Source organism: Pseudomonas arcuscaelestis (genome assembly GCF_016881005.1).
GTDB classification, from domain to species: domain Bacteria; phylum Pseudomonadota; class Gammaproteobacteria; order Pseudomonadales; family Pseudomonadaceae; genus Aquipseudomonas; species Aquipseudomonas arcuscaelestis.
Window position 1 is genome coordinate 61,184 of sequence record NZ_JACOPV010000017.1, and the last position, 21,994, is coordinate 83,177.

General features: G+C 59.2%; 24 protein-coding genes. All 24 read right to left on the reverse strand.

Features of this window, described 5'->3' with window-relative positions; translation table 11 throughout:
• Positions 1–12: 12 nt before the first annotated feature.
• The 24 genes from H8F21_RS23790 to fliE all read right to left on the reverse strand — a co-directional run bounded on the left by H8F21_RS23790 (position 13) and on the right by fliE (position 21,876).
• On the reverse strand, positions 13–801 hold the full coding sequence (locus H8F21_RS23790; RefSeq protein WP_136477502.1) for a protein phosphatase CheZ: 789 nt from the start codon (positions 799–801) through the stop codon (positions 13–15).
• Between the two features lie 19 nt (positions 802–820).
• Complete coding sequence (locus H8F21_RS23795; RefSeq protein WP_036990294.1) at positions 821–1,195, reverse strand: chemotaxis response regulator CheY; 375 nt, start codon at positions 1,193–1,195, stop codon at positions 821–823.
• A 104-nt stretch (positions 1,196–1,299) separates the two neighbouring features.
• Positions 1,300–2,040 carry an RNA polymerase sigma factor FliA gene (gene fliA / locus H8F21_RS23800; RefSeq protein ID WP_136477503.1) on the reverse strand — a complete coding sequence of 247 codons (741 nt, stop codon included), beginning with the start codon at positions 2,038–2,040 and terminating at the stop codon, positions 1,300–1,302.
• Entirely contained in the window at positions 2,037–2,870 is an 834-nt protein-coding gene (fleN, locus tag H8F21_RS23805) for a flagellar synthesis regulator FleN (protein WP_136477504.1), read from the reverse strand. Before fleN ends, fliA begins: the two co-directional genes overlap by 4 nt.
• A gap of 119 nt (positions 2,871–2,989) precedes the next feature.
• Positions 2,990–4,300 (reverse strand): flagellar biosynthesis protein FlhF, encoded by a 1,311-nt coding sequence (flhF, locus tag H8F21_RS23810; protein WP_203585461.1) that lies wholly within the window; start codon positions 4,298–4,300, stop codon positions 2,990–2,992.
• Between the two features lie 11 nt (positions 4,301–4,311).
• A complete protein-coding gene (gene flhA, locus H8F21_RS23815) occupies positions 4,312–6,441 on the reverse strand; it encodes a flagellar biosynthesis protein FlhA (protein ID WP_203585462.1) in 2,130 nt (709 codons plus the stop codon).
• Positions 6,442–6,650: 209 nt separating this feature from the next.
• Complete coding sequence (gene flhB, locus H8F21_RS23820) at positions 6,651–7,784, reverse strand: flagellar biosynthesis protein FlhB (RefSeq protein WP_203585463.1); 1,134 nt, start codon at positions 7,782–7,784, stop codon at positions 6,651–6,653.
• Between the two features lie 2 nt (positions 7,785–7,786).
• On the reverse strand, positions 7,787–8,563 hold the full coding sequence (fliR, locus tag H8F21_RS23825; protein WP_203585464.1) for a flagellar biosynthetic protein FliR: 777 nt from the start codon (positions 8,561–8,563) through the stop codon (positions 7,787–7,789).
• Between the two features lie 7 nt (positions 8,564–8,570).
• Complete coding sequence (gene fliQ / locus H8F21_RS23830; RefSeq protein ID WP_203585465.1) at positions 8,571–8,840, reverse strand: flagellar biosynthesis protein FliQ; 270 nt, start codon at positions 8,838–8,840, stop codon at positions 8,571–8,573.
• Between the two features lie 18 nt (positions 8,841–8,858).
• A complete protein-coding gene (fliP, locus tag H8F21_RS23835) occupies positions 8,859–9,611 on the reverse strand; it encodes a flagellar type III secretion system pore protein FliP (protein ID WP_203585466.1) in 753 nt (250 codons plus the stop codon).
• A complete protein-coding gene (fliO, locus tag H8F21_RS23840) occupies positions 9,611–10,024 on the reverse strand; it encodes a flagellar biosynthetic protein FliO (protein ID WP_203585514.1) in 414 nt (137 codons plus the stop codon). The genes fliP and fliO overlap by 1 nt, the downstream gene beginning before the upstream one ends.
• 48 nt (positions 10,025–10,072) lie before the next feature.
• Positions 10,073–10,540, reverse strand: coding sequence for a flagellar motor switch protein FliN (gene fliN, locus H8F21_RS23845; RefSeq protein WP_203585467.1), 468 nt, complete (start codon positions 10,538–10,540; stop codon positions 10,073–10,075).
• A gap of 48 nt (positions 10,541–10,588) precedes the next feature.
• Positions 10,589–11,557 carry a flagellar motor switch protein FliM gene (gene fliM / locus H8F21_RS23850; protein ID WP_136477512.1) on the reverse strand — a complete coding sequence of 323 codons (969 nt, stop codon included), beginning with the start codon at positions 11,555–11,557 and terminating at the stop codon, positions 10,589–10,591.
• A gap of 9 nt (positions 11,558–11,566) precedes the next feature.
• Entirely contained in the window at positions 11,567–12,064 is a 498-nt protein-coding gene (fliL, locus tag H8F21_RS23855) for a flagellar basal body-associated protein FliL (protein WP_203543941.1), read from the reverse strand.
• A 166-nt stretch (positions 12,065–12,230) separates the two neighbouring features.
• Positions 12,231–13,523, reverse strand: coding sequence for a flagellar hook-length control protein FliK (locus H8F21_RS23860; protein ID WP_203585468.1), 1,293 nt, complete (start codon positions 13,521–13,523; stop codon positions 12,231–12,233).
• Positions 13,524–13,604: 81 nt separating this feature from the next.
• Positions 13,605–13,949 carry an Hpt domain-containing protein gene (locus H8F21_RS23865; RefSeq protein WP_203543943.1) on the reverse strand — a complete coding sequence of 115 codons (345 nt, stop codon included), beginning with the start codon at positions 13,947–13,949 and terminating at the stop codon, positions 13,605–13,607.
• Between the two features lie 25 nt (positions 13,950–13,974).
• Positions 13,975–15,678: a fused response regulator/phosphatase gene (locus H8F21_RS23870; RefSeq protein WP_203585469.1), complete on the reverse strand. Its 1,704-nt coding sequence runs from the start codon at positions 15,676–15,678 to the stop codon at positions 13,975–13,977.
• Positions 15,679–15,686: 8 nt separating this feature from the next.
• Positions 15,687–15,989 carry an STAS domain-containing protein gene (locus H8F21_RS23875; protein WP_203585470.1) on the reverse strand — a complete coding sequence of 101 codons (303 nt, stop codon included), beginning with the start codon at positions 15,987–15,989 and terminating at the stop codon, positions 15,687–15,689.
• Between the two features lie 83 nt (positions 15,990–16,072).
• Positions 16,073–16,525, reverse strand: coding sequence for a flagellar export protein FliJ (gene fliJ, locus H8F21_RS23880; RefSeq protein WP_203585471.1), 453 nt, complete (start codon positions 16,523–16,525; stop codon positions 16,073–16,075).
• 6 nt (positions 16,526–16,531) lie between these two features.
• Positions 16,532–17,899 carry a flagellar protein export ATPase FliI gene (gene fliI / locus H8F21_RS23885; protein ID WP_203543947.1) on the reverse strand — a complete coding sequence of 456 codons (1,368 nt, stop codon included), beginning with the start codon at positions 17,897–17,899 and terminating at the stop codon, positions 16,532–16,534.
• Positions 17,889–18,656, reverse strand: a complete 768-nt coding sequence (gene fliH / locus H8F21_RS23890; RefSeq protein WP_203585472.1) for a flagellar assembly protein FliH — start codon at positions 18,654–18,656, stop codon at positions 17,889–17,891. The genes fliI and fliH overlap by 11 nt, the downstream gene beginning before the upstream one ends.
• 84 nt (positions 18,657–18,740) lie before the next feature.
• Positions 18,741–19,760: a flagellar motor switch protein FliG gene (gene fliG, locus H8F21_RS23895; RefSeq protein WP_038613367.1), complete on the reverse strand. Its 1,020-nt coding sequence runs from the start codon at positions 19,758–19,760 to the stop codon at positions 18,741–18,743.
• Positions 19,753–21,534: a flagellar basal-body MS-ring/collar protein FliF gene (gene fliF / locus H8F21_RS23900; RefSeq protein ID WP_203585473.1), complete on the reverse strand. Its 1,782-nt coding sequence runs from the start codon at positions 21,532–21,534 to the stop codon at positions 19,753–19,755. Before fliF ends, fliG begins: the two co-directional genes overlap by 8 nt.
• Before the next feature lie 15 nt (positions 21,535–21,549).
• A complete protein-coding gene (gene fliE / locus H8F21_RS23905) occupies positions 21,550–21,876 on the reverse strand; it encodes a flagellar hook-basal body complex protein FliE (RefSeq protein ID WP_010224994.1) in 327 nt (108 codons plus the stop codon).
• Between the last annotated feature and the right edge of the window lie 118 nt (positions 21,877–21,994).

Here is a 21,994-nt window from a genome sequence, read left to right on the forward strand (position 1 = left end):
TAAACGTGCTCCCTAAAAACCCAGACTGGACAGCAGATCGTCGACATCGTCCTGACCGGACACAACGTCTTCACGCTTATCGGCATGAATCTGCGGACCTTCACCCCGAGTCGGATGTTTTTCTTGATCTTTTTCAGCACGCAACTGCTGGTGGTCATGTTCGATACCGGCAAAACGGTCGACCTGACTGGCCATCAGCACGAGCTTGAGCAGATTGCTTTCTACTTCGGTGACCAGTGCCGTAACACGTTTGATCACCTGACCGGTCAGGTCTTGATAGTCCTGAGCCAGCAAAATATCGTTGAGGTGACCGGCGACCTTGCGGCTGCCTTCCTCGCTACGCTCCAGAAACCGATCGACGCGATGCATCAACTCGCGAAACTCCGGCGCAGCCACTTCGCGGCGCAAGAAACGCTGCCAATCGGCGCGCAGGTCACGGGCTTCGTCACTGAGTTCGTGCAGTACCGGGGTGCTTTCCTCGACCAGGTCCATGGTGCGATTTGCGGCGCCCTCGGTCAGCTTGACCACGTAGGACAGGCGCTCGGTAGCATCGGTAATCTGTGAGACTTCCTCGGCCTGAGGCATATGCGGATCGATCTGGAAACTGACGATCGCACTGTGCAGCTCACGAGTGAGCTTGCCCACTTCCTGGTACAGGCCGAGATCACGGGTCTGGTTCAGCTGATGGATGAGTTGCACCGCGTCGCCAAATTTCCCTCGTTCGAGGCTGTCGACCAGTTCGTGGGCGTGCTTTTTGAGTGTCGACTCAAAGCCGTCCAACGATGATTGTGTTTGCTCCATAGCGCCCCCGTGGCGTGTCTCAGCTATTGACGCGCTCGAAGATCTTCTCGATCTTTTCTTTCAGCACTTGCGCAGTGAACGGCTTGACCACATAGCCGTTGACGCCGGCCTGGGCCGCCTCGATGATCTGCTCGCGCTTGGCTTCGGCGGTGACCATCAGCACCGGCAGGTGCTTGAGACGCTCATCGGCACGCACTTTGCGCAGCAGGTCGATGCCGGACATACCAGGCATGTTCCAGTCGGTTACGAGAAAATCGAAGTGACCGCTTTCAAGCATCGGCAGCGCCGTGTTGCCGTCGTCGGCTTCCTGGGTGTTGGTAAAGCCCAGGTCACGCAACAGGTTCTTGATGATCCGCCGCATCGTCGAAAAGTCGTCGACGATGAGGATTTTCATGTCTTTGTTCAATTAGACCTCCAAGCAGTCTTTAACGCGCTCAGCGCTGAACGCGCATTCAATCAATTCGGGTACTTCGTTTCACGACTGCATTGAACCTGCGTTCAACGCGCCCGCCATTCTCCCAGGCGACTACGCAAACGCGCCGCACACTGGCTGTGCAACTGGCTGACGCGTGACTCACTGACACCCAGGACCTCACCGATTTCCTTGAGGTTCAGCTCCTCGTCGTAGTACAGCGCCAGCACCAGACGCTCGCGTTCCGGCAGATTGGCGATTGCGTCGGCCAAGGCTGCCTGGAAGCGCTCGTCTTCCAGATCGCGCGAAGGCTCGAGCTGGGCGGTGGCGCCATCCTCGTGCAGGCCTTCATGTTCGCCGTCCTGCAACAGGTCGTCGAAACTGAACAGGCGACTGCCCAGGGTGTCATTCAAAATCCCGTAATAATCATCGAGACTTAATTGAAGTTCGGCAGCAACCTCGTGATCTTTAGCGTCACGGCCGGTTTTTGCTTCAATTGCACGTATCGCGTCACTGACCATGCGGGTATTGCGATGGACCGAGCGCGGCGCCCAATCACCTTTACGTACTTCGTCAAGCATTGCCCCGCGGATTCGGATACCGGCGTAGGTCTCGAAACTGGCACCCTTGCTCGCGTCGTACTTGTTGGAGACTTCAAGCAGGCCGATCATCCCGGCCTGGATCAAATCCTCCACCTGCACGCTGGCTGGCAAACGTGCCAGCAAGTGATAGGCGATACGCTTGACCAACGGCGCATAGCGCTCGATCAACTCGTACTGTCCATCGCGAGAAGCCTTGCTGTACATCCGATAACCGCTGGCGTTCATAGCACAGGTCCCGCACTCGTCGGTTGCACCAGGCGCTCGACAAAAAACTCCAGATGACCACGCGGATTGGCCGGCAGCGGCCAGGTATCGACCTTCTGAGCAATGGCCTTGAATGCCAGCGCGCACTTGGAACGCGGGAAGGCTTCATAGACCGCTCGCTGCTTCTGCACAGCCTTGCGCACGCACTCGTCGTAAGGCACCGCACCGACATATTGTAGGGCTACGTCAAGGAAGCGATCTGTGACCTTGGTCAACTTGGCGAACAGGTTGCGCCCTTCTTGAGGGCTTTGTGCCATGTTGGCCAGAACGCGGAAGCGATTCATGCCGTAATCGCGGTTGAGCAGCTTGATCAAGGCATAGGCGTCGGTGATGGAAGTGGGCTCGTCGCACACCACCAGCAACACTTCTTGCGCCGCACGCACAAAACTGACTACTGAGTCACCAATACCCGCAGCGGTATCGATCACCAGTACATCGAGATTGTCGCCGATCTCACTGAATGCCTGGATCAGGCCTGCGTGCTGGGCAGGCGCCAGATGCACCATGCTCTGCGTGCCGGAAGCGGCCGGCACAATGCGCACGCCCCCCGGCCCTTGCAGCAGCACGTCGCGCAGCTCGCATCGACCTTCGATCACATCGGCCAGAGTGCGCTTGGGCGCAAGGCCGAGCAATACGTCGACGTTGGCCAGGCCGAGGTCGGCATCGAGCAGCATGACCCGACGGCCAAGCTCTGCCAGTGCCAATGAAAGGTTCACCGACACGTTGGTCTTGCCGACGCCACCTTTGCCGCCGGTTACGGCGATCACCTGTACGGGATGCATGCTACCCATGTTTGTTCATTACCTTGTCTTGCTTAGACTGAGGCCACATGACCGGCTGCGCTTTCAACACCTGAAAAATGCCTGGCAGTCCATCAATGCAGATACTTTGCAACGTCTTCACAATCACCTCAGCCAACACGCTTGCCGGGGCTGTGGTAGAGATCAGCGAACATATCGGCCATCGCCTCTTCGCTGGGCTCCTCCTGCATCTGCACACTCACCGCGCGGCTGACCAACTGGTGGCGGCGCGGCAGGTGCAGATCGTCAGGAATGCGTGGACCATCGGTAAGATAGGCCACTGGCAATTCATGACTGATGGCCAGGCTCAGTACTTCCCCGAGGCTGGCTGTTTCATCAAGCTTGGTCAGGATGCAGCCTGCCAGACCACAGCGCTTGTAGCTGTGATAGGCGGCAGTCAGCACCTGCTTCTGGCTGGTCGTTGCCAGTACCAGATAATTTTTTGACGCAATACCGCGCCCAGCAAGCGTCTCCAACTGCATGCGCAAGGCAGGATCACTGGCTTGCAGGCCTGCGGTATCGATCAGCACCACACGCTTGCGCAGCAGTGGCTCAAGCGCCTGGGCCAGGGACTGTCCCGGATCGACGTGAGTCACCGACACGTTGAGGATGCGGCCCAATGTCTTGAGCTGCTCCTGGGCGCCAATTCGGAAACTGTCCATGCTCACCAAGGCCAGGTTCTGCGCGCCGTACTTGAGCACATAGCGCGCTGCCAACTTGGCCAATGTAGTGGTCTTGCCCATTCCGGCCGGCCCGACCATGGCAATCACACCACCGTCCTCGATCGGTTCGATTTCCGGCACATCGATGCGCCGTGCCAGGTGCGCCAGCAACATACGCCAGGCGCGGCGCGGCTCATCGATACTGCTGATCTGGTCCAGCAGTTCACGCGCCAGCGGTCCGGACAGACCGATACGCTGCAGGCGACGCCAGAGATTGGCCTGTTGTGGCTGGTTGCCCTGCAACTGACTCCAGGCCAGCGAGCCGAGCTGAACTTCCAGCAGCTCACGCAGGCCAGTGAGTTCCGAACGCATGGCGTCGAACAGGCGCGGGTCAACCGGCGCAGCAGCGGCTGCGACCGGCGCGACCGGCTCATCGACCTGCGGCTCGACCAACGGTTCGGAAGCGGTCAGCGGCAAGCCGGCAAACAACTGGCGGTTGCCCTCTTCGCTTTCGCTACGGCTACTAAGCTCGGCCTGGGCAGTGACGATGCGCGACTGGGTCTTGCGCAGTTCATCTTCGAGCTCCACATTCGGAACCCGCGGCGCCAGGGCAGACAGCTTGTAGTCCAGCGCAGCCGTCAGCTCGACACCGCCAGCAATCCGTCGGTTGCCGATGATGGCGGCTTCAGCCCCCAGCTCATCTCGAACCAGCTTCATGGCCTGACGCATATCGGCGGCGAAAAAACGCTTAACTTGCATAACCCACTACCTCAGCCGTTGGGGCCTACTGTGGCAACGATGGTAACTTGCTTGTTGTCAGGTATTTCCTGATACGCCAAAACATGCAAATTCGGTACAGCCAGGCGACCAAATCGCGACAGCATCGCTCGTACCGGCCCTGCGACCAGCAGGATCGCCGGTTGCCCCTGCATCTCTTGACGCTGGGCAGCCTCGATCAACGAACGCTGAAGCTTTTCAGCCATGCTCGGTTCAAGAAGAACACCGTCTTCCTGACCTTGCCCGGCCCTTTGCAGACTATTCAGCAAAATCTGTTCCAACCTTGGTTCCAAGGTGATCACAGGCAGCTCGGACTCAACGCCGACAATGCTTTGGACGATGGCGCGACACAATCCGACGCGGACCACAGCCACCAGCGCGGCAGTATCTTGACTCTTGGCCGGGTTGTTGGCGATAGCCTCGGCAATGCTACGAATATCACGCACCGGCACTTGCTCGGCAAGCAATGCCTGCAGGACTTTGAGCAACCCCGACAAAGTAATGACACCCGGCACCAGCTCTTCGGCAAGCTTGGGCGAGGCCTTGGCCAGCACTTGCAGCAACTGCTGGACTTCTTCGTGGCCGATCAGTTCGTGGCAGTGCTTGTGCAGAATCTGATTCAAGTGCGTGGCAACTACGGTGCTGGCGTCCACCACCGTGTAGCCCAGCGACTGCGCCTGGCTGCGCTGGCTGACGTCGATCCACACCGCTTCCAGGCCAAACGCCGGGTCGCGAGCGGCAATCCCGTTGAGGGTACCGAAGACTTGCCCGGGGTTGATGGCCAGCTCGCGGTCCGGATAGATTTCGGCTTCGGCCAGGATCACCCCCATCAGGGTCAGGCGGTAGGCGCTCGGCGCCAGATCGAGGTTGTCGCGAATATGCACCGTGGGCATGAGAAAGCCCAGGTCCTGGGAGAGCTTCTTGCGCACGCCCTTGATCCGCGCCAGCAACTGCCCACCCTGGTTACGGTCCACCAGGGGAATCAGCCGGTAACCCACCTCAAGGCCAATCATATCAATTGGCGTAACGTCGTCCCAACCCAACTCCTTGGTGTCGATCGCGCGTTGCGGCGATGGCAGCAGGTCCTGCTGACGCTGAACTTCCGCCAGGGCCTTGACCTTGGCCTGGTTCTGTTTGTGCCACAGCCAATAGGCACCACCGGCGGCCACAAGCCCTAAACTGAGAAAGGCGAAATGCGGCATGCCCGGCACTAGGCCCATGACAATCATGATGCCTGCCGATACACCCAGCGCCTTGGGCGACGTGAACATCTGCCGGTTGATCTGGTTACCCATGTCTTCGGAACCGGAAGCACGGGTCACCATGATGGCTGCAGCGGTGGACAACAACAGGGATGGCAATTGCGCCACCAAACCGTCACCGATGGTCAGCAAGGCATAGACCCTGCCGGCATCGCCAAATGTCATGCCGTGCTGGAACATACCAACCAACATGCCACCGATCAGGTTGATGAAGAGAATCAGCAGGCCGGCGATGGCGTCACCGCGCACGAACTTGCTGGCACCATCCATCGAACCGTAGAACTCGGCCTCCTGAGCCACCTCGGAGCGTCGCTCCTTGGCCTGGGCCTGGTCGATCAGGCCGGCATTGAGGTCGGCGTCGATAGCCATCTGTTTGCCCGGCATGGCATCGAGAGTAAAACGCGCGCTTACCTCGGAAATACGCCCGGCACCCTTGGTTACCACCACAAAGTTGATGATCATCAGAATCGCAAACACCACGATACCGACCACGTAGTTACCGCCGATCACCACCTCACCGAAGGCCTGGATCACCTTACCGGCGGCGGCATGTCCATCTTGCCCATGGAGCATGACCACCCGCGTGGAGGCCACGTTCAGGGCCAGGCGTAACAACGTCGCTACCAGCAAAATAGTCGGAAAGGCGGCGAAATCGAGCGGGCGCAGGGCGTAGACGCAGACCAGCAGGACCACGATCGACAAGGCGATGTTGAAGGTGAAGAACACGTCGAGCAAGAACGGCGGAATCGGCAACATCATCATTGCCAGCATCACCAGCAGCAACAGCGGCACACCCAGATTCCCCCGGCCTAACCCGGCCAGGTTGTTACGGGCATTGCTGATTAACTGAGAGCGGTCCACCTGTATTCCTCGTCTAGCTCAAGCAAAACTTTGACGCGAATGTCGCGCGCAGCGCTGCCTTTGCAAGAAGCCTTCCAACTTTGAGGTGCGCGGTGTCTTTGTAGGGGGCGGTCGAGTTTGCTCGACGGTCGCACAGAGTCAGTTGCATCGTATCGCGGGGCAAGCCCGCCCTGACTGCAAGCAACTTGGCTTCCGGCCTGTGCAGATACTTAGTCGTGCTGCAGATCCGGTGGAATTGGCACTTCGTTCAGCGGCTCCGGCGGTTTTCCCTTGCCCGCCTGGTGCTGGCGGATCTGGAACACGTAGGCCAGCACCTGTGCTACAGCCAGGTACAAACCTGCGGGGATCTCTTCTTCCAGCTCAGTGGAGTAGTAGATCGAACGCGCCAAGGCAGGTGACTCTAGCACTTGAATCTTGTGCTCATTGCCAATTTCGCGAATTTTCAAGGCTATGAAGTCCACTCCTTTCGCCAGCAATAAAGGCGCAGCACCTTGCTCAGGATCATACTTAAGCGCAACGGCATAGTGGGTCGGGTTAGTGATGATGACGTCCGCTTCTGGGATTGCAGCCATCATTCGCCGCTGCGATGCCTCGCGCTGGAGCTGTCGAATGCGCTGCTTGACTTCAGGTTTACCCTCGCTGTCCTTGTATTCGTCGCGCACCTCTTGCTTGGTCATTAACATCTTTTGGTGCGTCTGCCAGAGCTGGATCGGCACGTCTGCGGCCGCAATCAGGAGTAACCCTGCCGCCATCCACAACGCACTCCAACCCACCACCTGGACACAGTGGATAATCGCTTGATCCAAAGGCTCATTGGCAATTGCCAACAGATCGTCGCGATCGGCCGATAGCACCACCAAAGCAACAATCAAAATCATGAAAAACTTGGCTAGCGCCTTCAACAACTCGGACAAGGCATTCACGGAGAACATCCGTTTAATGCCTGAAAGCGGATTCATGCGACTGAATTTGGGCTGCAGCAGGCTTCCGGAGAATAGAAACCCGCCGAGTGCCACCGGCCCTATGGTCGATGCAACCAGCAGCACCAGCAGCACCGGCTGTATAGTGAGCAACGCCGTCTTACCAGCAGCCATGAGAAAAATCCCCATGAAACGCTCGTCGGTGATCACCTCACGCGACAGGACGAAGTTGCTGCGCATAAGCTCCATCAAGGTTTGGGCTATGCCACCGCCAAACGCCAGCAGCGCACCGGCTCCGGCCAGTGTTACCGCCACGGTATTGAGTTCTTTGGAGCGGGCGATTTCACCTTTTTCCCGAGCATCTTTCTTGCGCTTGTCGGTAGGGTCTTCTGTTTTGTCCTGGCCGCTTTCGCTCTCAGCCATGCTTAGCGCGCCCGTGCCAATTCACGCATCCATTGCAAGGCCTCGGAAGCCAGTGCCTGATAATGCGGGAGAATGTCTGCCAGGGTCACCCAGAAGATGCCAAGCCCAAGCACCAATGTCAGCGGAAAACCGATGGAAAAAATGTTCAGTTGCGGCGCAGCACGAGTCATCACGCCAAAAGCGATGTTGACCACCAACAAAGCAGTGATCGCGGGCAACACCAACAAGAGTGCCGCACCCAGCACCCAACTCAGGCGTCCGGCCAGGTCCCAGAAATGATCGATCAACAAACCGCCGCCCACTGGCAACGTCGCAAAGCTCTCCGTGAGCACCTCGAAAACCACCAGATGACCGTTGATACCCAGAAACAGCAAGGTCGCCAACATGGACAGGAACTGGCTAACCACCGCGACGTTGACGCCGTTGGCAGGGTCGACCATAGAAGCAAACGCCATACCCATTTGAATTGCGACAATTTGACCGGCGATCACGAATATCTGGAAAAACAGCTGCAACGACATGCCCAATAGAGCGCCAATGATGATTTGCTCGGCAATCAGCAGCAGCGCACTGAGATCAAGCGCATGGACTTCGGGCATATCCGGCAAGCCAGGCACAATCACCACTGTGATCGCCACGGCCAGGTACAGACGAATACGCGCGGACACCAGGGAAGTGCCAATTACCGGCATGGTCATCAGCACCGCCGTCACACGAAAGAGCGGCAGAATGAAACTGGCAACCCACGTGCCTATTTGCGCATCGGTCAATTCAAGCACTGGCTTGTCAACCGATCAACTGAGGGATGCTGCCGTACAACGACAGGATGTATTCCATGAACTGCTGCACCAGCCAAGGTCCGACCACTATCAATGTCACCAGCATTACCAACAGACGCGGCAGGAAGCTCAGCGTTTGTTCGTTGATCTGCGTAGCAGCTTGAAACATCGCGACGATAAGACCCACTAGCAGGCTGGGTATCACCAATATCGCCACCATAATGGTGGTTAGCCACAGCGCATCACGAAACAGATCGACGGCAACTTCTGGGGTCATGATCTTCTCCTCGCGGCTTCAAACGCCACCGAAACTGCCGGCCAGTGTACCCATGATCAGCGCCCAGCCATCGACCAGTACGAACAGCATGATCTTGAACGGCAACGAGATGATCAGCGGCGAGAGCATCATCATACCCATGGCCATCAACACACTGGCCACTACCAGGTCGATGATCAGAAACGGGATGAAAATCATGAAGCCGATCTGGAACGCGGTTTTCAGCTCGGAAGTGACAAACGCCGGCACCAGGATGGTCAGCGGCGCCTGATCGGGACTGGCGATATCGGTACGCTTGGACAGACGCATGAACAGGTCCAGATCACTCTGGCGGGTCTGCGCCAGCATGAAATCCTTGAGTGGCACCTGGGCCTTGGCAATCGCTTCCTGCGCCACCATCTGTTCGTTCAGGTACGGCTGCAGAGCATCTTTGTTCACCCGATCAAACACCGGCGCCATGATGAACATGGTCAGAAACAGCGCCATGCCGGTCAGGATCTGGTTCGACGGCGTCTGCTGCAGGCCAAGGGCCTGACGCAGGATGGAAAAAACGATAATAATACGAGTGAAACTGGTCATTAACACAACGAACGCCGGAATGAAACTCAGCGCCGTCATGATCAGCAGGATCTGTAAGCTGACCGAATACTCCTGCTGCCCGTCCGCCCCACTGGACAAGGTGATGGCCGGGATCGACAACGGATCGGCGGCCAGGGCCAGTGGCGCTGCCAACAGCAACAGCAGCGTCAACATCATGCGCAATGCGCCCATTACGACTTACCCTTCTGATCCTTGCCCATCAGCTCCAACAGGCGCTGGGCGAATTCTGGTGTTGCCTGGCGCGTACCGGCAGGCACTTCGACCGGATCGGCCATAATATGTAGCGCCTCGATGCTGCCGGGTGAGTGCCCGATCAGGATCTGCTCCTTGCCCACCTGAATGAGCAACAGCCGGTCCCGGGGACCCAGGGTACGACTACCGAGAATTTCGATGACCTGGCCGCCCGTTGGCGCTGCGTTCTGCACTCGGCGCAACAGCCAGGCCAGCAGGAAAATCAGCCCCAGTACCAGCAGCAACCCCAACACCAACTGGGTCAATTGCCCGACAGCGCTGCCAGCACCGCTTGACGCGGGCGCTGTAGCGCCAACCGGTTGCACCGTAGCCGCGGCCAGCGCCACGTCCATGTACAGCGCGCCAGCCAACGCCAGGGCGCGATGCCAGAGCCGACTCACTCAGCGCAGCTTCTTGATGCGTTCGCTTGGACTGATCACGTCAGTCAGGCGAATACCGAACTTTTCGTTGACCACCACCACTTCACCGTGGGCAATCAGGGTGCCGTTGACCAGCACATCGAGCGGCTCACCGGCCAGGCGATCAAGCTCGATCACCGAGCCCTGGTTGAGTTGCAGCAGGTTACGAATGTTGATCTCGGTGCTGCCCACTTCCATGGAAATGCTCACCGGAATATCCAGGATCACGTCCAGGTTCGGACCCTCCAGGCTTACCGGTTCGTTGCTGCGCGGCGAACTGCCGAACTCTTCCATGGGCAGCCGACTGGAAGAGGATCCGCCGCCAACGTCAGCGGCCAGCAGCGCATCGATGTCGGCCTGGCCAGCATCGCCGGTTTCTTCCAGGGCAGCAGCCCACTCATCAGCCAGAGCCTGCTCCTCTGGAGAGGTGATGTCGTTTTCGTTAGCCATTTTGTCCTCGACGGGCAATCAATTCGGAGTTGGAACAACCGGCGCCGCTCAACGGCGCTCGATCGGATCAATAATCTGCAGGGCCAAAGTACCCTTGTGCGAACCCAGCTTGGCCTTGAACGACGGCACACCATTGGCTCGCAAAACCAGTTCATCAGGCAGTTCGACCGGAATCACATCACCCGGCTGCATATGCAGGATGTCGCGCAATTTCAACTGGCGCCGGGCCACGGTGGCACTTAGCGGCACACTGACATCCAGGACGTCTTCACGCAGGGCCTTGATCCAGCGCTCGTCCTGATCGTCCAGGTCTGACTGGAAGCCGGCATCGAGCATTTCGCGCACCGGCTCGATCATCGAGTACGGCATGGTCACATGCAGATCGCCGCCGCCACCATCGAGTTCGATGTGGAAGGTGGAGACCACCACCGCCTCACTCGGCCCGACAATGTTGGCCATGGCCGGGTTGACCTCCGAGTTGATGTACTCGAAGTTGACCGGCATGATCGCTTGCCAGGCCTCCTTGAGATCAACGAAGGCCTGGTCCAGCACCATGCGCACCACGCGCAGTTCGGTGGGGGTGAACTCCCGGCCTTCGATCTTGGCGTGCCGTCCGTCGCCACCAAAGAAGTTATCCACCAGCTTGAACACCAGCTTGGCGTCGAGAATGAACAGAGACGTACCGCGCAGCGGCTTGATCTTCACCAGATTCAAGCTGGTCGGCACATACAGCGAATGCACGTACTCACCGAACTTCATCACCTGCACACCACCCACCGCCACGTCGGCGGAGCGACGCAACAGGTTGAACATGCTGATACGGGTGTAACGCGCAAAGCGCTCGTTGATCATTTCCAGGGTCGGCATGCGTCCGCGAACGATGCGATCCTGACTGGTCAGGTCATAGCTCTTGACGCTGCCCGGTTCGGCATTGGTCTCGGTTTGCACCAGCCCATCGTCGACGCCATGCAACAAGGCATCGATTTCATCCTGGGACAGCAGGTCCTGCACGGCCATCGGTGGCTCCTACTGCAATACGAAATTGGTGAACAGCAATTGGTCTACGACCGGTTTGCCGACTTCCTTCTGGGCAACTTCCTGCACGCTAGCGGTTGCCTTCTGGCGCAACATTTCCTGACCGACAGGACTTGCCAGGGTGTCGAAGCCCTGACCGGAAAACATCATCACCAGATTGTTGCGGATAACTGGCATATGCACCTTCAATGCATCCAGCGCAGCCTGGTCTCGCCCCTGCAGGGTGATACTCACCTGCATATAGCGCTGGCGACCATTCTGGTTGAAGTTGACCACAAACGCTGGGGTCAACGGCTCGTAAATGGCCGCGGGCTTGAGGCTGCCAACCTGCGCCGGATCGGTCGCAGGCTTGTCTTCAGACTTGTGCAAGACGAACCAGGTAGCGCCAACCGACAGGCCGATAGCCAGCAGCAATGCCAGCACCAGCAGCAGGATTATCTTGAGTTTGCCTTTAGCGGCGGGGTCTTTCACTGCGTCGCTCTTCGCCATGCCAATATTCCGTCATTCATCGGAGAATTCAGTCACATGGCGTGGGTTGAGCAAGTGTTATGCCAACCCGGCGCAACGATTGGCAGTAGGAACCGGCTTGCCCCCGCGATAGCGAATTCTCTTCACGATCGCATCGCGGCTCAAGCCCGCCCCCACCCGGGGAAAGTCAGGCGTAATAGTCGACCGCGCTGGAGCCGACCACGGCCTGCTGCTCGACAGGGGCAGCGCTTGCAGCAACCTCGGCGCTTTCGCCCGCCGCATTGCGCCGTGCAGCCACGCCACTCAGGCGTGGCGAGTCAGGCTGGCCTTGTTGTTGCTGACCCCGCGACTGGTCGGCGACATTCACATCCGGTTGACCAAGACCCTGCTGGGCAAACATCTCCTTGAGCCGGTGCACCTGGTTTTCCAGTGCTTCACGCACACCGACATGACCGCTGGTGAACGTGATCTGCGCCTGCTGCTCGGGCGCGAGGTTTACGCGAATGTCCAGGCGCCCCAACTCTGCCGGTTCCAACTGAATGTCCGCAGACTTGAGGTTCTGACTCGACAAGTACATCACGCGGTTGACCAAGCCTTCAGCCCAACCCCCTTGGTTCATGGCCAACGGCTGGTGCAACGGTGCGGCCGCCGCTGGCACAGCATTGGCTGTTTTTGCCGTTGCCGCTTGCGTCAGTGCACTCAGGCGCTCGGCAAAATTGTCTACGCGCGTGTCACTGGAAGCACTCTTGAGGTCTTTGAGGCCGTCATCGAGAAGCCCGGAAAATGCCTTGTCACCCGGCTCGCCCTGCTCCCCTCCTGCCCCAGCCTTGTCGAGCAATCCCGCCATGGTATTGACGACCGCCTGCCCTGTGGTCGCTTCTGGCTGTGCAGTCGCCGTTTTACTGGCGCTATGCGCCGAAGTGGTACCCTGTGATTGGGCGTTTTGCTCCAACGCCATGCGCAAGGCCGGCATATCATCCAGTGGATCGGCTTGCGGATCGAATTCTGGCTCTACCGTCACAGCTGGCGCCGCAACCTGGGCCTGCAACTGAGCGGCCTGAACAACGGGTGCCACTGTCTCGGCCTGGGCCTGAATCAACTGGGCGCCGGGCTGCGCGTCGGTGACCTGGCCGGCAACCAGATTGGGATCGATCAGCGTCGGATCCTGGGTCTCACTGCCTGCTGCGGGTGGACCGTCCTGGTCTTCGGGCAAGGTTTTGCCGCTGTCGGCAACTTTCTTCTGCTCGGTGGCGGTGCCCTTGCCGCTTGCAACATCCTTGCTAGCGGGCTCGGTCTTGCCGCGGTTTTGCACATCGGCTGGGCTCGACGGCTTGTCCCGTGACTGCTGAGCATACACGTTGGAAAAGCCCGAGGCCTTGTCGTTCGTTGGCTGCGGCGTCTTGTCCGGCTGGTTGCCGGCAGCGCGCGAAGCCTTTGTTGCGGTACCGACCTGCAGCAATGGATTGGAAGCGACCGGCATGTGGGAGTCTCCGCGACAGAGGGGATCAATGTTAATTAGCAGAGACTCTGCAAGACTCGCGCCAAGCTCATCGACACCGCTTCAACCGGAAACCCGCTCGCACTCCTCGATGTACAGGACGCGGACTACGTCATACTCGCGATGAATCTGATTGATCAGGTTTTCAATATCAGTGAGCGGAGGCTGCTTGACGCGCTCCTCTAATTGTTGGCACAACGCGGCCAGGGCTGTGGCGCCCATATTGCTGCTGCTGCCCTTGAAGCTGTGCGCAGCATGACCAAGCTGTTGTGCAGTTGTTGCCTGGTGCAACAGGTTAAGACGGACTTCGGAGTCGAGGAGAAAGGTTCTGATCAACTCCGCATAGTCATGCTCCATGACTTCCTGGAGACCGCTTAACACCTCGTGATCTATATGAATATCGGACACTTGCTCACTCCTTGATCAAGTTGAATTATGCCAGAGCCTCCCAAGCGAACTCCACGCATACTCGGCGCCCCTGGTCACCCCATTCGGCACGTCGACTGAGTCGGCGTACAAGATTCAACCCACGCCCGTGCAACCCTTGCTCCACCCGCGGACGCGCAAGCACGCTGCTCACATCGAACCCTTTGCCGCTGTCTTGCACCTCAATGATCAGACGCCCATCCTGGCCTTGAGGTTCAATACGCAGCCCTATCCGAATATAGCCACTGCACAATGCTTGCAAGCGCTCGTTACGCTGGCGGTAGTATTCGGCAAAGCCCTGCGCATCGTGCTTAAGCCCGGAATCCAGCCCCAACACACCATGCTCCAAAGCGTTGGAATACAGCTCGCTCAAAACGCTATGCAGTGCGCCACTCTGGGCCCGCAAGCCATGGATTTCCTGCAACAGCTGCAACAGGAACGGCAATGGATTGAAACGTTTCAACGTATCGGCGCGAAATTCAAACTGTGACGACCAGTCCAGCGGCGCAGATTGCCCACTGTCAGAATAGATCACCGGACGCGGCAACAAGGCATCCGCTTCGACGACCGTAATTTCCAACAGGCTCACATCATCACGAGAGCGCCCACGAAAGGCTTCCAGCGCCTGTTGCACCTCTGCAAACAGTAGCTCGGGCTGGCGGTTGCTGCCCAGTACCTGAAGAAGCCGCTCGACGCCGAACAATTGATCGTTGTCGTCACTGGTATCAACCACCCCGTCCGACAGCAGCAACAGTCGCTCGCCCAGCGCCAGCGGCAGCACCTGAGTCGAGTCATCGAAGCGCTCCGCCGCCAATACCCCCAACGGCAGGTGGCGTGACACCATGGGCAGCGGATCACCGCCGCCAGCCGCGGGCAGCAAATAGCTGTCGGGCATGCCACCGTTCCAGAACTCGACCATGCGCCGCTGCAAACTCAAGTTGAGCATCAACGCGCAACAGAACATATCCACAGGCAGGATGCGCTTGAGCTTCGCATTCATTTCGCGCAGCGTCTGCGCCAGGCCGTAGCCTTTGGCGGTCATGCCATAAAATATTTCTGCCAATGGCATCGCCCCTACCGCCGCCGGCAGACCATGCCCGGTGAAGTCGCCAAGCAATACATGCATGTCACCGCAGGGGGTGTACGCCGCCAACAGCAGATCACCATTGAACAGCGCGTAGGGCGATTGCAGGTAGCGGATGTTCGGGGCGCTCAGACAGCCCGCATGCGCCACTTTGTCGAATACGGCCTTGGCCACACGCTGCTCATTGAGCAAATGATGGTGATGGCGGCTGATCTGGTCGCGCTGCTCAAGCACTGTGGCCTGCAACCTGCGCAAGCGGTCCATGGCCTTGATCTTGGCCGCCAGGATCACCGGCCGGTACGGCTTTGCCAGAAAGTCGTCGCCGCCGGCTTCCAGACACCGCACCAGCGCTTCTTCCTCGCTCAGCGACGTCAGGAAAATAATCGGCACCAACGCCTCGCCTGCCAGCGCCTTGATTTGCCGAGCAGCCTCAAAGCCATCCATTACCGGCATCAACGCATCGAGCAGGACCAGTTGCGGGCGCTGCTGGGCAAACAACGCCACCGCCTGCTCACCATTCTCGGCAGTCAACACATCGTGCCCTTGCTTGCTCACGATGCGTGCAAGCAACAGACGATCCGCCGCGCCATCTTCGGCAATGAGCACGGTCAGGCGTGACTCAGGCATGGACTGGATCAACTGATATCGAACAGTTTGTCGAAGTTGGCAATGGCGAGAATCTTGCGCACATCCGGGTTGGTGTTAACCACCCGCACATCCGCCTCATCCCCCCCCACGTGATCACGCAACATCAACAGCATCCCCAGCGCGGAGCTGTCCAGGTAGGTCGCTTCGCGCAGATCAACCACCACCGATGAAGCACAGCGTTGGTGTTCATAGGCGTTGCGAAATTCCAGATGCTTGCCAAAGTCAAAGCGGCCTTTAACCTTGATCGTCAATTTTTCCCCATCCTGGGAAACTTCAGTATCAACTGCCATGTTGGCGATTCCTTCGATAACGACGATTGCAGACACCGTGAAGGTTTAGCAGTCTTGGCGCTCCACAACAACTAAAACCGCCCTCAATAGCGTTCGCGACGCGGTAGGCGCTGAGACAATTCATCAAGCAGTTTCTGCTCGCGCTTGTCTTCGATCATGCGCGCCTCATCGACATATCGCTGCACCAACTTGCGCAGCCCTTCGACCCGCGCATAAGCCTGTTGCCAGGTGCCCCGGGCATTGTTGAGGTTGTTCTGGTGCCAGGTCAGGCTCTGGCGCTGCTGAGTCATGGCGCTTTCCAACTGCCCGAGAAAGCGCTGGTAATTGACCAGCCAACTGCCAGACACGCCCTGCCCGCCGCGGTTGATCCACTGCAGCTGGTAGTCTTCGCGAAAGCGGTCAAGCTCGGCAAGCTTGGCCTGGGCCAGGTTCACCTGTTGCTGGAATTGCCCCAAGCGCTGGGCGGCCTGGCGCTCGGCGTTCTCGGCCATTTCCACGACCGGTGCCAGGCGCGACGCACGACTGGTTTGAGCCATGGCCTACTAGCCGCCTGCGCCAGGGTTGGGCTGGGCAAATACGCTTTCAAGATGTTCGCGGCTCTGCTGCATGCTGACGTTGTCGTTCAGCCCCTGGCGCAGGTAATGCACAAGCTTTGGCTGCAAGGCAATGGCCAGGTCGGTTTCCGCATCCCCGCCGGCTACATAAGCGCCGACGCTGATCAGATCGCGGCTCTGCGACAGCCGCGACCACAACTGCTTGAACTGTTGGGCTTCGCGCAGATGGTCGGGGCTGACCACCTGCGGCATCACCCGACTGATCGACGCCTCGATGTCGATGGCCGGGTAGTGCCCTTCTTCAGCCAGACGCCGCGACAGCACGATATGCCCGTCGAGCACACCCCGCGCCGAGTCGGCGATCGGGTCCTGCTGGTCGTCGCCCTCGGACAACACGGTGTAGAACGCGGTGATCGAACCACCGCCTGCCTCACCGTTACCGGCACGCTCCACCAGCTTGGGCAACTTGGCGAACACCGATGGCGGATAACCCTTGGTCGCTGGCGGCTCGCCGATTGCCAGGGCAATTTCCCGCTGGGCCTGGGCGAAACGTGTGAGCGAGTCCATCAGCAATAGAACGTTCTTGCCCTTGTCGCGAAAATATTCGGCGATACGTGTGCAATACATGGCCGCGCGCAGGCGCATCAGCGGCGCATCGTCAGCCGGGGATGCCACGACCACCGAACGCTTGATGCCTTCAACACCCAGAATATGCTCGATGAACTCCTTGACCTCACGTCCACGCTCACCGATCAGGCCGACCACAATGATGTCGGCCTCGGTAAAACGGGTCATCATGCCCAGCAGCACACTCTTACCGACCCCGGTACCGGCAAACAGACCCAGACGCTGGCCACGGCCGACGGTCAACAAGCCGTTGATGCTGCGAATACCAACGTCCAGCGGCACGCTGATCGGGTCACGATTGAGCGGGTTGATGGTCGGGCCGTCCATCGGCACCCAGTCTTCGGCCTTCATGCCGCCTTTGCCATCCAGCGCACGACCTGCACCGTCGAGCACCCGCCCAAGCATGCTCATGCCCATGGGCAGGCGTCCATTGTCGGCCAGCGGAACCACGCGCGCCCCCGGGGCGATACCGACCACACTGCCGACCGGCATGAGGAACACCTTGCTCCCGGAAAAGCCCATGACCTCGGCCTCGACCTGCACCGGATGGTAGCTGTCGTCGTTGATTACCACGCAGCGGCTTCCAATCGATGCACGCAAGCCTTCGGCTTCGAGGGTCAAGCCGACCATACGCAGCAGGCGTCCCTCGACGATCGGTTGCGCGGGCAGCTTGACCGTATCGGCGTAACCTTGCAGGCGCTTGCCGAAGCTGGTGCGATCAAGGCGCATCGGCAGCGTCCAAATCAATGCTCAGGTCCGGCGCCGCAGGGTGCAGGCCCTGGTCGTGCAACTGATCGAACAACTGCGCCAGGGCTTTCTCGATCCGCGTTTCCATGCTCGCGTCGATGCGGCTGTGGTCGGTTTCGATGCGGCAACCACCGGGCAGCAGGGTCTCGTCTTCCAGTAGTTTCCAGCGTTCTTCGTGGCGCTCACGCAAGGCCTTGGCCTGCTCGAAATCCTGGGGATTGATATGAATTCGGATATTTTCCGCGCCCATCGGCAGCAACTTCAGGGCTTCGCGCAATACCTGGCCGATCTGGCTCGAGTCGCTACGCAGCTCACGACCGATAACTTCTCGGGCCATGTGCGCAACCAGGCTCACCAGCGACTTTTCGATCTGGTTGTCCTGTTCGGCGATTGGCTCGAGTAAATTACTCATTAGCCGTTCGAGGCTGGCGAGCTTGGCCTTGAGAGCGGTTTCAGCTTCCTGACGCACCTTGAGTTGGGTGCTGTGGAACCCTTCGCGCTCACCGGTGGCGAAGCCTTCGTTGTAGGCTTCCTGGCGAATGCTTTCGAGCTCTTCAAGGGTTAGCGGCTGGACTTCTTCCAGCGGCACTTCCTCGACTTCCTCCTGAAGCACTTCAGGCTCAGGTTCCGGCTCGGGCACAGCTTCCGGCTCCGGATCGAAGCTAGGCAACGCCCAACGATCGAAGCCCTCGATCTCATCGGCGCGAATCAGCTCACTCAGGTGCTCGTTGGTTGACATGATTGCACGCACTCAAAAAAATCGCGGGCCAAGCCCGCACCCACAGAACCTTTCCCTGTGGGCGGGCTTGCCCCGCGATAGGCTTTAGATCATCTCTTCGCCGCCCTTGCCACCGAGCACGATTTCTCCGGCTTCGGCCATACGGCGGGCGATGGTGAGGATTTCCTTTTGTGCCGTTTCGACGTCGCTGACCCGCACCGGCCCTTTGGCCTCCAGGTCGTCGCGCAGCAGTTCCGAGGCACGCTTGGACATGTTCTTGAAAATCTTGTCCTTGACCTTCTCGTCGGCGCCCTTGAGCGACACCACCAGCACATCGGAGGACACTTCGCGCAACAGCGCCTGGATGCCACGGTCATCAACATCGGCAAGGTTGTTGAAGACGAACATCAGGTCTTCGATCTGCTCGGAGAGGTCGCCGTCGATGTCGCGAATCGCATCCATCAACTGGCCTTCCACGGAGCTGTCGAGGAAGTTCATGATATCGGCAGCACGCTTGATACCACCCAGGGTGGTACGCGCCGCGTTGGAGTTGCCGGAGAACTGTTTCTCGAGGATCTGGTTGAGTTCCTTGAGCGCCGCGGGCTGCACGGTATTGAGCGAAGAGACACGCAGGATGATGTCCAGGCGTACCTTGTGATCAAAGTTGCCCAGCACTTCGCCAGCCTGATCGGGGTCCAGGTAAGCCACGACAATGGCCTGGATCTGCGGGTGCTCGTAGCGAATGACGTCAGCTACGGCTCGCGGCTCCATCCACTTGAGGCTGTCCAGGCCGCTGGTATTGCCGCCAAGCAGGATGCGGTCGATGAGGCCGTTGGCCTTGTCTTCGCCCAAGGCCTGGGTGAGCATTTTGCGAATGTAACCGTCGGAGCCGACACCCAGACTGGTCTGGTCGCCGACGATCTCGACGAACTCGCTCATGACCTGCTCGACCTGCTCGCGATGGACATTGCCCATCTGCGCCATGGCAACGCCGACTCGCTGAACTTCCTTGGGCCCCATGTGCCGCAGCACTTGGGCAGCATCGGTTTCCCCCAGGGACAAGAGCAGGATTGCCGCCTTGTCGACCCGGGTCAGTTTCGCGGTTAGGGCTCGGTTATCACTCATCGGCGTTGATCCACTCTTTCACGACCTGGGCCACCCGGCCCGGGTCTTCGGCCACCAGGCTCTTGATTGCATTGAGCTGTGCGTCGTAGCCCTCGCTCGGGCTCGGCAGCAGAATGCTTTGCGGACCACCCAGGCTTACGCGGTCGTTGGCCAGTTCGCCATCCAGACCGAGCATACCGCCCAGTTCCATGTCGCCATCGGCACCGGCGCTTTGCTTCCCATTGCCAGTGATGTTGTTGAGTACCGGACGCAGCACGCCGAACACCAGCACGAGGATGAACAGCACACCCATGACCTGCTTGATGATGTCCCAGAACCACGGCTGCGAGTAGAACGGAATTTCGCTGATCACTTCACCGCGGTCAGCAGCGAACGGCACGTTGATAACGCTGACGCTGTCGCCGCGGCTGGCGTCGAAGCCCACCGCATCCTGGACCAGGCGGGTAAAACGCGCCAGGTCTTCAGCGGCCCATGGCGCACGGGTGGTGTCACCGGTTGCCGGATCGATCTTGACCTGGTCGTCGACCACCACCGCGACCGACAGCCGATTCAAACGACCCTGCTGCTGGCGGGTATGGCTGATGGAACGATCAAGCTCGAAGTTCTTGGTCGATTGCTGGCGCTTGTCCGCAGGGTATGGCGCGAGCATTGGCTGGCCCGTGGCCGGGTCCATGATCTGCTGGCCGTTGGCATCGAGCAGCGGCTGGCCTGGCTGGATGGCAGCAGTCGCCCCTGGCGCGCCACCGGTCGTCTGCGGTGCCGAGGCCGGGCCTGGCGGCTGGTTGCTCAACGCACCCGGAACACCTTGAGGGCCCATACTGCTGGAGCGCTGCTCATTGACCGACTGCTCGCTGCGCAGCGCCGGCTGGTCCGGGTTGAACTGCTCGGAAGTCGATTCAACGGCGCTGAAGTCGACATCGGCCGACACTTCGGCCTTGTAGCGATCGTTGCCCAGCACCGGCTGCAGAATGTTATGCACGCGCTGGGTGAGCATGCCTTCCATGCGGCGACTGTAGTCGAACTGTTTGCCCGCCATGGTCAGCTCAGAGTTGCCGAGCTGCTCGGACAGCAGATTGCCCTTCTGGTCGACGACAGTGACCTGGGACTTGTCCAGCTCCGGCACACTGGTTGCCACCAGATTGACGATGGCCATCACCTGACCAGCTTCCAGCGCTCGCCCCGGGTAGAGCTCGACCAGTACCGAAGCACTCGGGCGGCGTTCATCCCGTACAAACACCGAGCTTTTCGGAATCGCCAGGTGCACGCGTGCGGCCTTGACGTTGTTCAGGCTTGAAACCGTACGCGCCAGCTCGCCCTCGAGGCCACGACGATAACGGGTGGCCTCCATGAACTGGCTGGTGCCCAGGCCTTGTTCCTTGTCGAGAATCTCGAATCCGACATTGCCATCCCCCGGCGCTACGCCGGCCGCGGCCAACTTCAGGCGCGCACGGGAAAGGTCATCGGCCTTGACCAGCAAGGCACCGGAGTTGGGTTCGACGTTGTAAGGGATATCCGCAGCGGCCAGGGTGTCCATGACCTGCTTGGTATCCATGCCGGCAAGGCTGCCGTACAGCGGCCGGTAGTCCGGTTGCTGCGACCAGAGCACCACGGCAAAACCGATGGCCACGCTGGCAGCCAGACCGACCAGCAGGCCAACCTGACGCAGCATTGGCATCTGCGAGATATTTTCCAGAAACGACATGCCGAACAACGGCGGCTTGGGCGCTGTTGCGCCGCTTTTCGCGGGCACGTTATCGACGACTGATTCGGCCATGACTCAATTTCGCCCTTATACCGGCATCTGCATGATGTCTTGATAGGCCTGGACCAGCTTGTTACGCACTTGGGTCAAGGCTTGAAACGATACGGAGGCCTTCTGCGAGGCAATCATCACGTCGGTCAGATCAACACCGCTCTTACCAATTTCAAATGCATTGGCGAGCTGCGTGGAAGCCTGCTGGGTGTCGCTGACCTTATTGATGGCCTGCCCCAGCATATCGGCAAAATTACTCGAGCCGAGCTCGGGCGCTGCTGCCGCCTTGGGCATCGACATGGCGTCCATCTGCATGGCCCGCATGTCCAACATCAATCGATTAAATTCAACACCTTGACTCATGGACTTCTCTCTCCGACGGCCCGCATTTTTTTGACACTCACGCAGCGGATAGGCAGGACTTAGCAACAAGAGTGCCAGCTCTACCTGCAGGCCTTACAAAACCGCGAATAAACACGCC

Coding starts and splice junctions, on each gene's coding strand:
- fliI (WP_203543947.1), bottom strand. CDS start 17,899: ATGCGCCTTGATCGCACCAGCTTCGGCAAGCGCCTGCAAGGTTACGCC.
- H8F21_RS23790 (WP_136477502.1), bottom strand. CDS start 801: ATGGAGCAAACACAATCATCGTTGGACGGCTTTGAGTCGACACTCAAA.
- flhB (WP_203585463.1), bottom strand. CDS start 7,784: ATGGCTGAGAGCGAAAGCGGCCAGGACAAAACAGAAGACCCTACCGAC.
- fliO (WP_203585514.1), bottom strand. CDS start 10,024: ATGGACGTGGCGCTGGCCGCGGCTACGGTGCAACCGGTTGGCGCTACA.
- fliM (WP_136477512.1), bottom strand. CDS start 11,557: ATGGCCGTGCAGGACCTGCTGTCCCAGGATGAAATCGATGCCTTGTTG.
- fliE (WP_010224994.1), bottom strand. CDS start 21,876: ATGAGTCAAGGTGTTGAATTTAATCGATTGATGTTGGACATGCGGGCC.
- fliN (WP_203585467.1), bottom strand. CDS start 10,540: ATGGCTAACGAAAACGACATCACCTCTCCAGAGGAGCAGGCTCTGGCT.
- H8F21_RS23795 (WP_036990294.1), bottom strand. CDS start 1,195: ATGAAAATCCTCATCGTCGACGACTTTTCGACGATGCGGCGGATCATC.
- fliJ (WP_203585471.1), bottom strand. CDS start 16,525: ATGGCTCAAACCAGTCGTGCGTCGCGCCTGGCACCGGTCGTGGAAATG.
- fliP (WP_203585466.1), bottom strand. CDS start 9,611: ATGGGCGCATTGCGCATGATGTTGACGCTGCTGTTGCTGTTGGCAGCG.
- fliL (WP_203543941.1), bottom strand. CDS start 12,064: ATGGCGAAGAGCGACGCAGTGAAAGACCCCGCCGCTAAAGGCAAACTC.
- H8F21_RS23860 (WP_203585468.1), bottom strand. CDS start 13,523: ATGCCGGTCGCTTCCAATCCATTGCTGCAGGTCGGTACCGCAACAAAG.
- fliG (WP_038613367.1), bottom strand. CDS start 19,760: ATGAGTGATAACCGAGCCCTAACCGCGAAACTGACCCGGGTCGACAAG.
- H8F21_RS23875 (WP_203585470.1), bottom strand. CDS start 15,989: ATGGCAGTTGATACTGAAGTTTCCCAGGATGGGGAAAAATTGACGATC.
- fleN (WP_136477504.1), bottom strand. CDS start 2,870: ATGGGTAGCATGCATCCCGTACAGGTGATCGCCGTAACCGGCGGCAAA.
- fliF (WP_203585473.1), bottom strand. CDS start 21,534: ATGGCCGAATCAGTCGTCGATAACGTGCCCGCGAAAAGCGGCGCAACA.
- fliA (WP_136477503.1), bottom strand. CDS start 2,040: ATGAACGCCAGCGGTTATCGGATGTACAGCAAGGCTTCTCGCGATGGA.
- fliQ (WP_203585465.1), bottom strand. CDS start 8,840: ATGACCCCAGAAGTTGCCGTCGATCTGTTTCGTGATGCGCTGTGGCTA.
- H8F21_RS23870 (WP_203585469.1), bottom strand. CDS start 15,678: ATGCCTGAGTCACGCCTGACCGTGCTCATTGCCGAAGATGGCGCGGCG.
- flhF (WP_203585461.1), bottom strand. CDS start 4,300: ATGCAAGTTAAGCGTTTTTTCGCCGCCGATATGCGTCAGGCCATGAAG.
- fliH (WP_203585472.1), bottom strand. CDS start 18,656: ATGTCAACCAACGAGCACCTGAGTGAGCTGATTCGCGCCGATGAGATC.